Origin of the sequence: Streptomyces gamaensis, assembly GCF_042656465.1 — a bacterium.
In the GTDB taxonomy this organism is placed as follows: Bacteria; Actinomycetota; Actinomycetes; order Streptomycetales; family Streptomycetaceae; genus Streptomyces; species Streptomyces gamaensis.
The window spans coordinates 330,209-342,939 of sequence record NZ_JBHSPB010000008.1 but is presented as its reverse complement, the minus strand read 5'-3'; the positions used below and the strand labels follow the sequence as shown (position 1 = coordinate 342,939).

Genomic DNA, 12,731 nt, shown 5'->3' with positions numbered 1-12,731 from the left:
GCCGCCGCCCCGGCCCCCGCCGCCGGCCCAGGGTGCGCCGCCCCCCGCTCCGGCGCCGGCTCCCGCCCCGCCGCCCGCGACTCCTCGCACCCCGCGGGCGGCGGCGCGGCGCCCGTAGGACGGCCGGGGCGACGCACCGGGCGGCGACACCTCTGCTGCAACTCCCCCGTTCCGGAGGAGGGTTCGCTTCCGTACGCCCGTGCGGACCGCGCCGCACGGCCGTAGGGCGTGCCCCGCCGCCTCGCGGGACGCCCGGTGAACGCCCCTGATTCCCCTGGACGTTGACCCCCTCTCCCCGCATTCCGGACACCGGAGTCCATCCATCGGTCAACTCACGGCCATGTTTTCGTCGCGAACCCGCCGACATCTTCGGTTCGGTGGCAGGCTCGGCGCACCTCGAACACCCGCTCCCACAACGTGATGTTCGAGGGACCGAACCCGGGCACCATCCGGCGGCGTCCCGCCGCCGGCCCCCACACCGCGGGCCGCCACCGGCGGCCCAGGCCGAAGGAGTTCGCGTGACGTTCACCCCCCGCACCGTCCGCTCGTCCCGCCGGGGCAGACGGACGGCCGCTTTCCTCGCTCTCGCCGCCCTGGCCGCCACGGGCGTCCAGGCCGGGACCACCGCCGGCGCCGACCCCACCACGGCACCGGCGGGCGCCGCCGACCACCATCTCTCCCCCGCCCAGCGGAGCGCGCTGATATCGGCAGCGCGCAACGGGACGGCGGACACGGCGCGTTCACTGGGACTGAGCGCCCACGAGAAGCTCGTCGTCAAGGATGTCGTCAAGGACACCGACGGCACCGTGCACACCCGCTACGACCGCACCTACGACGGACTGCCGGTCCTCGGCGGCGACGTGATCGTCCATGCCAAGGGCGCCCGGCACAGCGTCAGCAGGGCGACGGCGAAGGCCGTTTCCGTATCGAGCACCACACCGAAGGTCGCCGCCGGCACGGCGCAGAAGAGCGCGCTGGCCGCCGCCGCGGACGTGAAGTCCGCGCAGGCCGACCCGGACAGCTCGCGCAAGGTGATCTGGGCGGCCTCCGGAACGCCCGTCCTCGCCTGGGAGTCGATCGTCCGGGGCGTGCAGAAGGACGGTACGCCCAGCGTGCTGCACATCATCACGGACGCCACCACCGGCAGGAAGCTGTACTCCTTCGACGGCATCGAGACCGGCACCGGGACGGGCCAGTACAACGGCAAGGTGACCATCGGCACCACGCGCAGCGGCAGCGGCTACCAGATGGTCGACAGTACGCGCGGCGGGCACCGCACCTCCGACATGAAACAGGGCACCTCGGGCTCCGGCACCCTGTTCACCAACTCCAGTGACATCTGGGGCAACGGCAGCCAGAGCAACCGCCAGACGGCCGGGGTGGACGCCCACTACGGGGCGCAGGAGACCTGGGACTTCTACCAGAAGACCTTCGGCCGCAACGGCATCCGCAACGACGGGGTCGCCTCCTCCTCCCGTGTGCACTACGGCAGCAACTACGTGAACGCGTTCTGGGACGACTCGTGCTTCTGCATGACCTACGGCGACGGCCAGGGCAACGCCCACCCGCTGACGGCGCTGGACGTGGCGGGCCACGAGATGACGCACGGCGTCACCTCCGCCACGGCGGGCCTGGAGTACAGCGGTGAGTCCGGCGGGCTCAACGAGGCCACCAGCGACATCATGGGCACCGGCGTGGAGTTCTTCGCCCACAACCCGAACAACCCGGGCAACTACCTCATTGGCGAGCAGATCGACATCAACGGCAACGGGACGCCGCTGCGTTACATGGACCAGCCGAGCAAGGACGGCTCGTCGCTGGACTACTGGAGCCCGGACGCCGGCAGCGTCGACGTGCACTACTCGTCGGGCATAGCCAACCACTTCTTCTACCTGCTGTCCGAGGGCAGCGGCACGAAGACGGTCAACGGCGTCACGTACAACAGCCCGACCTACGACGGCTCCTCGGTGCCGGGCATCGGCCGGGACAAGGCCCTGGCCGTCTGGTACAAGGCGCTCACCACGTACATGACCTCCACCACGGACTACGCGGCCGCCCGTCAGGCCACTCTGCAGGCCGCGGCGGACCTGTACGGCAGCGGCAGCACCGAGTACCAGGCCGTCGGCAGCACCTGGACAGCCGTCAACGTCAACTGACGGACGGTCCCCTGCCGCAGGACAGCCGGCGGACCGCCGTCGCCCACGGGGCGCGGCGGTCCGCCGTCGCATGGCCGAAATCCGCTGTTTCGCCCGGGATTCGAGGCCGGGAAACCCCGCCGTGTGGAGCTGTTGATCGTCAGCGACTACCATGCAACTGGTTGCCTTAGTCAACGGAGACCTGCCGTCGGCGCGCGCTGTGGAGCGCGCCGGCTCCAGAAAGGGAATCACGCATGACCACCGCTGCCCCGCCCTTCCGCTCCTTCGTGGAACGCAATCTCGACATCCTGGCCGACGACCCCGACCGGACCGTCGTGGTGCACCAGGACCGCCGCATCACCGCGGGCGAACTCCGCTCCCTGGTCCACCGGATGGCGCGCGTGCTGCTCGCCCACGGCGCCGGCCGCGAGCAGACCGTCACGCTCATGAGCGGCAATCTCCCGGAGACGCTCGCCGCGCGCTACGCCGCCAACCTCGTCGGCGCCCCCGTCAACTTCCTCTACAACAAGATCTCGGCCGAGGTTCAGGCGAACATCCTGAGCGATGTCGAGACCCGCGTGCTGATCGTCGACCCCGCCTACGCCGCAAGAGCCGCAGAGGTGGCCGCCCGTACGGACGTCGGCGCCGTCCTCACCCTCGGCCCCGCCGGTATCGGCAGCGATCTGCTGGCGCTCGCGGCCGCCGAGTCCGACGCGCCGCTGGAGGGCCTGGCCCGCCCGGACGACACCTGCACCATCCGGCACACCGGCGGCACCACCGGCCACCCCAAGGCCATCTGCACCTCGTTCGACCGGATGACCAACGTCTACACCACCGCCGCCGAACCAAGCGGCCCGATCCGCCAGTTGGTGTGCACCACGCTCGCGCACGCCGCGGGACTGATGGCGGACTCCACCCTCGCCGAGGGCGGCAGCCTCGTCCTGCAGCAGGACTTCGACCCCGCGGCCGTCCTCACCGCGATAGAGCGGGAGCGCGTCACGCACCTGTTCCTGCTGCCCCCGCTGCTGTACCAGCTGGTGGGGCACCCGGACGCGGCGCGCACCGACACCTCCAGCCTGCGCCGCCTCTACTACGGCGGCTGCCAGTCCTCGCCGGTGCGCATCGCCGAGGCGGTGCGGCTCCTCGGGCCGGTGCTCACCCAGTTCTACGGGCAGAACGAGTCCGGCGGCATCAGCATGCTCCGCCCCGAGGACCACGACCCGCAGAACCTGGACCGGCTGCGCTCGGCCGGCAAGGTGATGGAGGACGTCGAGGTGGCCATCCGCGACACCGACGGCCGCGAACTGCCCGTCGGCGAGCGCGGGGAGATCTGTGTGCGCTCGGAGCACGTCATGCGCGGGTACTGGAAGCAGCCCGCTCTGACCGCCGAGGTCCTGCGCGACGGCTGGCTGCACACCGGCGACATCGGCTTCCTCGACGAGGAGGGCTACCTCACGGTCGTCGACCGGCTCAAGGACATGATCATCGTGGTGGGCGGTCACGTCTACACCACCGAGCTGGAGGAACTCCTCAACTCCCATCCGCGGGTGCGCCAGAGCGCCGTCTTCGGGGTGCCGGACGCCGACAGCATGGAGCAGGTGCACGCCGCTGTCGTGACCGTGCCGGGCGGCCACGTCGACGCCGGGGAACTGCGCGCCTTCGTGCGCAGGGAGCGCGGCGCGATGTACGAGCCGGCGCGGATCGCCTTCGTCGACGAACTGCCGCTGACCGACGCGGGCAAGCCGGACAAGAAGCTGCTGCGCCGGCAGGCGGAGGCCGTGACCGTCTGAGCCGGCGGGCCCGGACCGGACGAGCGCTCCGGCCCGGGCCCGGTACGCACCGGCCGATTTCCCCCAGCCGTACGCGCACGCCACGTATGCCACACCCTCACCAGGGGTAGCGGCCACGTGTCGGGTCCTGCCCGGCAGGCACGCAAGGCGGCGGGCGGATCCGCCCCTGGTGACGGACGAAAGGCAGCGGTCATGGGTCAGGAGAGCACGGCGAACGCCGCGGAGGCGGCGCGGCGTTACTACGGCACGAGCGACGTCGACGGCTTCTACGCCGCGGTGTGGGGCGGGGAGCACATCCACACCGGGATCTACACCGACGCCGGCGAACCGGTCGGCCAGGCCTCGCGGCGCACGGTCGAGCGGACGGCGGCGAAGGCGGCGGACCGGCTCGGCCCCGGCGCCACCGTGCTGGACCTGGGCTCCGGCTACGGCGGCGCGAGCCGGTTCCTCGCCGAGCGCTACGGCTGCCGGGTCACCGCCCTCAACATCAGCGAGTCCCAGAACGACAGGCACCGGAAGGTCAACGCCGAGCGCGGACTGGACGGACTCATCACGGTCGTCACCGGGTCGTTCCAGGACATCCCGTGTCCGGACGGGCACTTCGCCGTGGTCTGGTCGCAGGAGGCGTTCTGTCACAGCGGCGACCGGGAGCAACTGCTCGGCGAGGCCGTGCGCGTGCTCGCGCCAGGCGGGGCGCTGGTCTTCACCGATGTGATGGCGGCCGACGGCACCCCGCGCGAGGCGCTGCGCGAGACCATCGCCCGCCTGGAGGTCGCGGAGCTGGCCACGCCGTCCTTCTACCGTGAGCGGCTCACCGGACTGGGGCTCGCGCGCGTCGACTTCGAGGACCGCAGCGAGCAACTGCTCACCCACTACACGCGGCTGGCCGAGGAGACCCGCGAGCGCGCGGAGGAACTGCGCGGACGCATCGCGCCGGCCTATGTGGACAGCCTGCTGCGGAATCTGCCGCTGTGGGTGGACGCCTGCCGTTCCGGCCTGTTGAGCTGGGGCATCTTCCACGCCCGCCGGGAGGGTCCGGCCGTGGAGGGCTAGAGCGTCCCCGTTCCCGGCGGACCGGACCGGCCGGTGCCCGCCGGTCCACCGGGAACGGACGGCGAGGGCACCCCGGGGTGCTGTGACCGAGATCATCACCGGGGTCGCGGGAGATCGGGACGGAGTGCGCCCGGCCGCGTGGCATGATCATGCAGATCTCTTGGTGCGGGCCGTGTGCGGCCCGCCCGTCGCCGCGCGACACGGCCCGAAGCCCCCTCGCAGGTCTTCGCGGGCCGTGGTCCGTCACGCCCCCGAGGAATCGAACTTGCGCAAGACGACCAAGGCCGGTCTCGCTCTGCCGGCCCTGACCGCCGCGTCCCTGCTGGTCGCCGGATGCTCGGCACCCTCTCCTTCCGGTGCGTCGGCCGCGCCCGGTGGTGGTGCGGAAGCGGCGTCCGCGACGCCGCCCGCTCCGGCGGAGCAGCCCCAACTCGTCGTCAAGGCGGCCCCCGAGGGCGGCGGCACCCCAAGTGCCGTGGCCCGGCCCACCGGTGGCGGCCGTCAGGCGGAGAAGACCGCGCTGAAGGTCGCCTCCTACGACCGCGCCACGGGCCGGGCCGTCATCTCCGGTGCGACGCACGGCCGGCCCCCGGGGCAGCCGGGCGGCGCGCACCCGTCGGCCTCGGCCCCCGCCGGCTCCGCCGCTCCCGCGGACAAGGCCCCGGGACGGCCTTCGGCGGGGCACGCCCCCGAGGGGACGGCCCCCGGCGGCGACTCCCCGGCGGGCGGCCCCGCCGACGGGAAGTCGCCGGATCGGCAGGCGCCTTCGGGCAGTTCCCCGGCGGAGCACGCCCCTGGCCCGAAGTCCCCCGACGGCAAGGCTCCGGCAGGCAGCGCGCCCGCCGGCACGGCACCTTCGGGCAGCGCGCCCGCACCGCACGCGCCGTCGGCCGACGCGCCGGTGGCCGTCGGCGACATCATCGCCAGCGCGCCCACGCCGGGCGCTCCGGACGGAGTGCTGGCCAAGGTCACCCAGGTGCTGGGGACGACGTCCCGGGGCACCGAGGTCGCCACGGCCCCCGCCACGCTCGGCGCGCTGCTGGGGGACGCCAAGGCGGACGGCACCGTGCCCGTCGACCCCTCGGCCGTGCGGGTCGAGCCGCTCGTGAAGGGCGCGAAGGTGTCCTGGGCGAAGACCGGCGGGCTCCACTTCGGCCCCGAGGGCGCCCGGTTGCCGCTCGGCAGCCTGCGGATCGACGTCGGCGCCGCGCTGCCGACGGTCCAGGGGGCCGCGGGCTCCGCCTCGGCGTCGGCCTCCGGCTTCGTCCAGCTGGCACCCGAGGTGGACTTCTCCTACGACGGCAGGGGCACACCCGCCGGCGGCTCGCCGGGCACCGCCTCGCTGGCGCTGTCCGGCACCTGGTCCTCCCAGTGGGAGCTCAAGGGCCGGGCCGCGGGCGGCACCGGCGGCAAGCCGCTGCGCGTGCCGTTCGCCAAGCTGCACGCCTCGCCGGTGATCCAGGTGGGGCCAGTGCCGGTCGTGGTCAACCTCGGCCTCACCTGCTATCTCCAAGTGGACGCCGACGGCCGGATCGACCTGGACGTCAAGCAGGACGTCAAGGGCGACTTCAAGGTCGGCGGCTCCTACAGCCGGGCCAAGGGCTGGACCCCGGTCAACTCCTCGGGCATCTCGGCGACTTCGCCGAGTGCGACGGTCTCGGCCGCGGGCAAGGTCAAGGCGACGCTGGGCGCGGAGGCCAACGTGGGCCTGTACGGCACGGTCGGGGTGAGCGCGGACGTCGCCCCGTACCTGCGGGCCGAGGCGGAGGGCCGGGCGAGCGGCGCTCTCGACGGCAGCGGCTCCGCCGTGGGCACGTGGAAGGCGCTCGGGGGACTGGATGTGTCGGGTGCGCTCCAGGTGCAGCTGAAGATCTTCGACACTCCGGTCTTCCAGAAGCCCATCCCGCTGGGCACGCTGCACCGGGAGTGGCAACTCGCCGCGGGCGAGGGCTCGGTCCCGGCACGGGGCGGCCGCCGCACCTGACCGCACCGGGGCGGGGCGTGGGCCGCTTCCCCGCCCCCGCCCCGGCCCCGTCACCATCACCGCCTGTACCGGTGCGGATCGCCAAGTGCGGCGGCCGCGGTGTACGGTCGACGGGCCGGCCGGGCACGCGAGCGGCCGGCCGGGTTCATGGTCGTGGTCAGGAAGGGCAAGGGTGGCGTCACGGTGACCCCTCGTCGCAGCGGTGCCGCGGATACGCCCACGTTCACCGAGCGGGCCCGTCGGGCGCAGATCGTCGAGTGCACGATCGATCTCATCTCCACCCGGGGCTACCCGGCGACCTCGCTGTCGGCGATCGCCGAGGCGGCCGGCATCTCCAAGGCCGCGGTGCTCTACCACTTCTCCTCCAAGGACAATCTGGCGCGCACGACGCTGGAGCACGTGCTGGAGCAGTTCACCGCCTACGTCGGGGAGCAGGTCGGGCGGACGCCGGACCCGCTCGACGCCGTCCTCGCCTACGTCCGCGCGATGATCTCCTATCAACGGGCCAACCGCCGCCATGTGCGGGTCATCACCGAGATGCTCCTGGACGACGCCGGCGGTACCCGGCTGAAGAACCCGGGCTCCCACGACACCAGCGACCGCAGGCAGTCCCTGGAGCGGCTGCTGTCCGCCGGGCAACGGGCGGGCCGGCTGCGGGACTTCGACGTGACGACGGTGGCGCTCGCGATCGGGGGCGCGATCGACGGAGTGATCGCGCACTGGCTCGTTCATCCGGAGTTCGACCTCGACGCGGCCGCGGACGAACTGGAGGCGTTCGCGCTGAGCGCCATCGCTCCGCGCTGAGCGCCTCGCCCCCCTTCCCCGGGACCCCCTCCCCTCAGGCCCGCGCTTCCCTCAGGCCCGCGCGAAATCCGGGGCGTGCTCGGGGCGTATGCCGATGCCCCCGAGGTAGCCCGCCAGATGGGGCAGGAACGGTACGCGCTGCACAAGACGCAGCCCCGCGGGCAGCCGGGCGAAGTCCAGGGTGCCGTCGAGGGCGGGCCGCAACAGCGTCTCGTGCTCGGCCAGTTGGGACTTCTGCACAACGGCCGTCGGCAGCCGGCGTCGCTTCTGGACGCGCTCCAGGTCGTGGACGCACACCGTGCCCTCGCGCAGGGGACCGGCGAGGATGCGCGCGGCGGCCACGGCGTCCTGCACGGCGAGGTTGACGCCGACGCCGCCGGTGGGCGACATGGTGTGGGCCGAGTCCCCGATGCACAGCAGCCCCGGCCGGTACCAGCGGTCGAGCCGGCCCATCGTCACGTCGAGCAGTTTGACGTCGTCCCAGGAGCGGATCGCGTCGGTCACCTCCGGCCCCCAGCCGAAGAGTTCCCCGATGCGGTCCCGGAAGCGCTCCAGGCCCTGGGCGCGCAGTTCCGCGTCGGTGCCCTTCCTGATGAGGTAGGAGGTCTGGTAGTAGTCGCCACGGTCCATCGTGACCGCGAACTGTCCCCGGGCGGCGCGCATGAAGACGCGGCCGTCCTTGGCGCCGTCGGGCCTCAGGGGCAGGCGGATGTTCCAGACGTCCATCGGCACGTCGAAGTGCCGCTGGCGGAGCCCGGCGTGCTCCCGCACGAGGGAGTCGCGGCCGTCGCAGGCGACGGTCAGGGCGGCGGCGAGCTCGCCGGGGCGGCCCTCCTCGTCGGTGTACGTCACACCGGTGACTCTGCCGCCCTCGGTGCGCAGCCCGGTGACGGCGGTGCGCATGCGCAGCGTGAACGAGGGCTCCTCGGCGGCGGCGCCGGCCAGGAGGTCGAGGAAGTCCCACTGCGGGACCATCGCGATGTGCTTGTGCCTGCCGGGGATGCGGCGCAGGTCGGCAGCGACGACGGTGTGCGCGCCCAGGTGCATGCGCACCTGGTCCAGCTTGCGGGCCGGGAGCCGGGCGAAGCGCTCGCCGAGGCCGAGCTCGTCCAGCAGGCGCAGGGTCGAGGGGTGCACGGTGTCCCCCCGGAAGTCGCGCAGGAAGTCCTTGTGCTTCTCCAGCACGGTCACATCGATGCCGGCCCTGGCCAGCAGCAGTCCGAGCATCATGCCCGCGGGGCCGCCGCCCGCCACGCAGACCGTCGTGCGCTCCATGGTCTCCGCCTCTCGTCGCGCTTCGGCAGGAGAGAGGGCGACCACCCCCACCCCTGACCACTCGGTCAGCAATCTAACCGATCGGTCAGACCCTCGGGAAGGGGGCCCGGCCCCGGCCACTCCCACGGGGGACGGCGCCGGGACGCAGGACGACGCACGAGGCCCCGGTGACCTGGCCACCGGCCGTTACGGGCCGTCATTCCCTGGCGCATTCACGGGTCTTGTCGGGCGCGGGTGCGGCAGGTGGATACTCGTCCCCTCCGGACCGCGAGGCTCCGGCCCCGTGGGCCCGGGACGCGTTCTCCAGCGGAAGCGAAGGGGATGCCTCCATGCCGACTCCACCCAGGGGCGCGCGGCCGGTCTCCGGCGGGACGAGCGCGCTCGACCTCCCCCGCACGCCCACCGGCGTCCAGCAGGTCCTCCACGCGCTGCGCGCCCGTACTCCCCGGCGCGGCGCCGGGCTTCCCGCGGAGCCGCGCTGGCGCAGCGAGTTCGTGGACCGGACCGCGAAGGGTCCGCGTACGTCGCTGCGCGCGTTCGGCTACGCGGACGCCGAACTCGGCCGCTGGGGGCGGCGGGTGGACGACACCGCCGTGGCCGGCCCGCTGCGGCTGCTGACCGAGGAGGGGCTCGCCGCGCTGACCGAGGTGTGCGACGGGCTGGAACGGGCGGCCGGTACCACCCGGTTCATCGCCACCCGGCGGGTGCGCGGTGCCGACCTGCTCTCGCCGTTCATCAACAACATGATCCGCGACCGCGTCTTCCTGCTGGCGTGCTCGCGGCTCGTCGGGGTGCCCCTGGTCCCGCACCCGCTGCGGATCCCCACCGCGCAGATCAACTACAGCGCGGGGCAGGGGCGCCGGGAGATCGTGCGCTGGCACCGTGACGGCATGGACTACGTCTTCACGATCCAGCTCAGCGGCGAGGAGGACTACGAGGGCGGCCGGTTCACCTACTTCCAGGGGCGGACGGACGAGTTCCCCGGTGACGGCCCCGGGGACCCGCGTGTGCGGGAGGCGCCGTGCCGGGAGCGCGGTGCCACGCTCTTCCTGCACGGGAGCCGGATCTTCCACGCGGTGACCCCGGTGACGGACGGGCGGCGGGTGGTGCTGGTGCTCTCCTTCTTCTGCCCGTACTTCGCCCGCCAGGACTCCAACACCTTCTGGCACCTCGCGGGTGACGACGGCATCCCCGCGACGGCGGTCGCCTGGCTGCGGCTGAAGTGGCCCGTGCGCAACCCCGCGGTGGACTTCAGCCTGCGCGCGGGGAGCCCCGTCGTCACCTGGGCGGACCTCGACCGGGACTGAGCGGACCGCGCCGCCTGTCCGGCCCGTCGGCGGCGAGGGCGCGCAGGAGCACTCGACGGCCGCCCCGGGACGCCGTGCACCCACCGGCGTGCCCGGGGCGGTCACGCGCGTGGCCGGATGATGCCGAAAGGGCGGTCCGCCGGGGACCGCAGGGCAAAAAGCGGGCCACAGATCGAATCCCTGCGGGGACCGGAACTTTCCGGCTCCCGTGACGGTCGGTGAGGCAGAGGCTTTTGCCCCTGACATGAACCCGAACGCTCCGGCCGCCCCGGAATTCCCGCTTTCCCGCTGCTGGTGCGGGAATTCACAGATCGCCGTGCACCGGCCCGCGCGCATATTCCGGAGGCCGCACATTCCGCTTTTCCCGGCATTCTCTTTGCTCACGGCCCGTCACTTGCCGTGCGGAGACTGGCCGGTTCGGCTATCCCCCGCCGGGTATCGGCCATGATTCGCTGATCGCGCATGCACGTATACCGGCCGAACCCCGGCGAGGAGATTCAGAGATGGCCGAAGTCAAGAAAATGATCACGCCGACGCCGACGGCGTCGTCGCGTCCCTGCGGATTCGTCTCCCCCGACAAGGGCAACGCCCCGACCATCACGCCTGTCCGCACCGCGGAGGCGACGCGGGCCGAGACCACCGGGCCGCGGGAGACGGGCACCCGGGCCTGAGCCGTCCGGCGGCCCTCCCACCTGCCCCGGGCCCGCCCGGCCGACCGCCGCCGGGCGGGCCCTGCCACGACCGCGCTCCGCGTGAGCGCCCGCAACCGCCCCGCCCTCGCCCCGCTTTCGGAGGAAGCCCGCCGATGTCCGCTCCGGTTTACCAGTCCTCCCGCTACGTCCGTACCCTGCGCTCGGCGTCCGACCGGGACTTCTCCCGGTTCGGCGGCCGGCTGGACGCCTATGACGGCGCCGAGCACACGGTGGCCTTCCACGCGCTCTTCGGCAACGCCCGGCTGGTGGACCGCGACACCGTCGAACTGCTCCGCGCGGCAGTCGGCGGAATGCCGCTGGACCAGCTGTGCGAGCGGGCCGGCCCGCAGACCGTAGAAAGTCTCATCGAGGCGCAGTATCTCGTGGCGGCCGGGCACGACGAGGCCGCCGAGATCGACGAACTCCTCGCCGCCCGCAGCGCGGCGCTGAGCAGCGGAGTGTTCCACTCCTCGATCCAGCTCGTGCTCACCAACGCGTGCAATTTCTCCTGTCAAGGCTGTTTCGCCTACAACTTCGACGGCGGTGTGGCCGAACGCAACCACTCCGGCGAGTCCGTCAGGCCCGGCCCCGTGCTCGTGCAGCTGCGCACGGCGCGCGGCGACAGCGGCCCCACCCTCGCCCGGGGCGACTGGAACACCGGCACCGACAGTGTCCGCAATCCCTCGATGCACATGTCGCCGCAGGTGGCGGAGAAGACGCTGCGCGAGGCCGTGGCCCTGCGGAAGGCCAACGGCGGCGGCGAGCTGACGGTGTCGTTCTTCGGCGGCGAGCCGACACTGGCGCGCGGCACCATCCTGCACGTCCTGCGCACCTTCGGGCGATCCTTCGAGGGGGTCGCGCTCTCCTACGACCTGACGAGCAACGGCTCGCGCGTCGACGCCGAACTCCTCGCCGCGCTGGCCGAGTACGAGGTGGCCACCACGGTCTCGGTGGACTATCTGGTGCCGGAGACCGGCGAGTTCCGCGGCGGGCAGCAGCAGCGCACGCCCTGGCCGGTGGTCCGCAAGGCGATCCTCGACCTGAAGGCGGCCGGTGTGCCGGTCAGCATCACCTCGGTGCTCTCGCAGTACACCTGGGACAAGTGGGGCACCCCGCTGATCGACTTCGTGGCCGAGGCCGGGCTGGACTCCCTCGACGTGATCGTCTCCTTCCAGGCCCGGGAGTTCTTCGACCGGCACAGCCCGCACGAGGTGGCGCAGAAGCTGCTGGCGGCCGTCGACCACGGGCGCGAGCGCGGCGTCCAGCTCAGCGGCTACTGGTACCAGACGTTCCAGATGATCGCCGACGAGCGCAAGTGGGCCGCGCAGGCCGACTACAAGACCTGTCCGGCGGTGGGCCGTCAGCTGTCCATCGAGCCCAACGGCTCGGTGTTCGCCTGCAAGGCCACCGCCCGCAAGCTGGGCACCATCGACGACTGGCGCGCGGTGTTCGCCTCGCCCGGCTACCGCGACTACGGTATGCGCGCCTACACCAACGGCCCCGGCTGCCAGGGCTGCGAGCTCCAGGGCACCTGCTCGGGCGGCTCGGCGGGGGCGCTGGAGGAGGAGAACGGGTCGATCCAGGTGATGTCGCCGGGCTACTGCGCGTACATGCGCGAGGTCGTCCAGGGGCTGCTGGAGCGCCACCACGCCATGGTCACCGCGGCCGTCTGAGACCGGGAGGGGACCGGG

At 72.8% G+C, this 12,731-nt stretch carries 9 protein-coding genes; 8 read left to right on the top strand and 1 reads right to left on the bottom strand.

The features are described from left to right. The first annotated feature begins 518 nt into the window (after positions 1–518). The 5 genes from ACFP1Z_RS16150 to ACFP1Z_RS16130 all read left to right on the top strand — a co-directional run bounded on the left by ACFP1Z_RS16150 (position 519) and on the right by ACFP1Z_RS16130 (position 7,766). Complete coding sequence (locus tag ACFP1Z_RS16150; protein WP_390317021.1) at positions 519–2,156, top strand: M4 family metallopeptidase; 1,638 nt, start codon at positions 519–521, stop codon at positions 2,154–2,156. Between the two features lie 233 nt (positions 2,157–2,389). After that, complete coding sequence (locus tag ACFP1Z_RS16145) at positions 2,390–3,925, top strand: AMP-binding protein (protein ID WP_390317020.1); 1,536 nt, start codon at positions 2,390–2,392, stop codon at positions 3,923–3,925. A gap of 192 nt (positions 3,926–4,117) precedes the next feature. Continuing rightward, positions 4,118–4,978 (top strand): SAM-dependent methyltransferase, encoded by an 861-nt coding sequence (locus ACFP1Z_RS16140; protein WP_390317019.1) that lies wholly within the window; start codon positions 4,118–4,120, stop codon positions 4,976–4,978. Positions 4,979–5,243: 265 nt separating this feature from the next. After that, a complete protein-coding gene (locus ACFP1Z_RS16135; protein WP_390317017.1) occupies positions 5,244–6,962 on the top strand; it encodes a hypothetical protein in 1,719 nt (572 codons plus the stop codon). Between the two features lie 183 nt (positions 6,963–7,145). After that, positions 7,146–7,766 (top strand): TetR/AcrR family transcriptional regulator, encoded by a 621-nt coding sequence (locus ACFP1Z_RS16130; RefSeq protein ID WP_390317016.1) that lies wholly within the window; start codon positions 7,146–7,148, stop codon positions 7,764–7,766. Between the two features lie 51 nt (positions 7,767–7,817). On the opposite strand, the gene ACFP1Z_RS16125 is transcribed toward ACFP1Z_RS16130, so the two are convergent. Then, a complete protein-coding gene (locus ACFP1Z_RS16125; protein ID WP_390317015.1) occupies positions 7,818–9,041 on the bottom strand; it encodes an FAD-dependent oxidoreductase in 1,224 nt (407 codons plus the stop codon). A gap of 329 nt (positions 9,042–9,370) precedes the next feature. On the opposite strand from ACFP1Z_RS16125, the gene ACFP1Z_RS16120 reads away from it, so the two are divergent. The 3 genes from ACFP1Z_RS16120 (at position 9,371) to ACFP1Z_RS16110 (ending at position 12,713) form a co-directional block, all read left to right on the top strand. Then, entirely contained in the window at positions 9,371–10,348 is a 978-nt protein-coding gene (locus ACFP1Z_RS16120; RefSeq protein WP_390317014.1) for a hypothetical protein, read from the top strand. A 503-nt stretch (positions 10,349–10,851) separates the two neighbouring features. Further along, positions 10,852–11,019 (top strand): hypothetical protein, encoded by a 168-nt coding sequence (locus tag ACFP1Z_RS16115; protein WP_390317013.1) that lies wholly within the window; start codon positions 10,852–10,854, stop codon positions 11,017–11,019. A gap of 134 nt (positions 11,020–11,153) precedes the next feature. Next, on the top strand, positions 11,154–12,713 hold the full coding sequence (locus tag ACFP1Z_RS16110) for a radical SAM protein (RefSeq protein ID WP_390317012.1): 1,560 nt from the start codon (positions 11,154–11,156) through the stop codon (positions 12,711–12,713). Positions 12,714–12,731: the final 18 nt, after the last annotated feature.

Coding starts and splice junctions, on each gene's coding strand:
- ACFP1Z_RS16125 (WP_390317015.1), bottom strand. CDS start 9,041: ATGGAGCGCACGACGGTCTGCGTGGCGGGCGGCGGCCCCGCGGGCATG.
- ACFP1Z_RS16145 (WP_390317020.1), top strand. CDS start 2,390: ATGACCACCGCTGCCCCGCCCTTCCGCTCCTTCGTGGAACGCAATCTC.
- ACFP1Z_RS16120 (WP_390317014.1), top strand. CDS start 9,371: ATGCCGACTCCACCCAGGGGCGCGCGGCCGGTCTCCGGCGGGACGAGC.
- ACFP1Z_RS16140 (WP_390317019.1), top strand. CDS start 4,118: ATGGGTCAGGAGAGCACGGCGAACGCCGCGGAGGCGGCGCGGCGTTAC.
- ACFP1Z_RS16110 (WP_390317012.1), top strand. CDS start 11,154: ATGTCCGCTCCGGTTTACCAGTCCTCCCGCTACGTCCGTACCCTGCGC.
- ACFP1Z_RS16115 (WP_390317013.1), top strand. CDS start 10,852: ATGGCCGAAGTCAAGAAAATGATCACGCCGACGCCGACGGCGTCGTCG.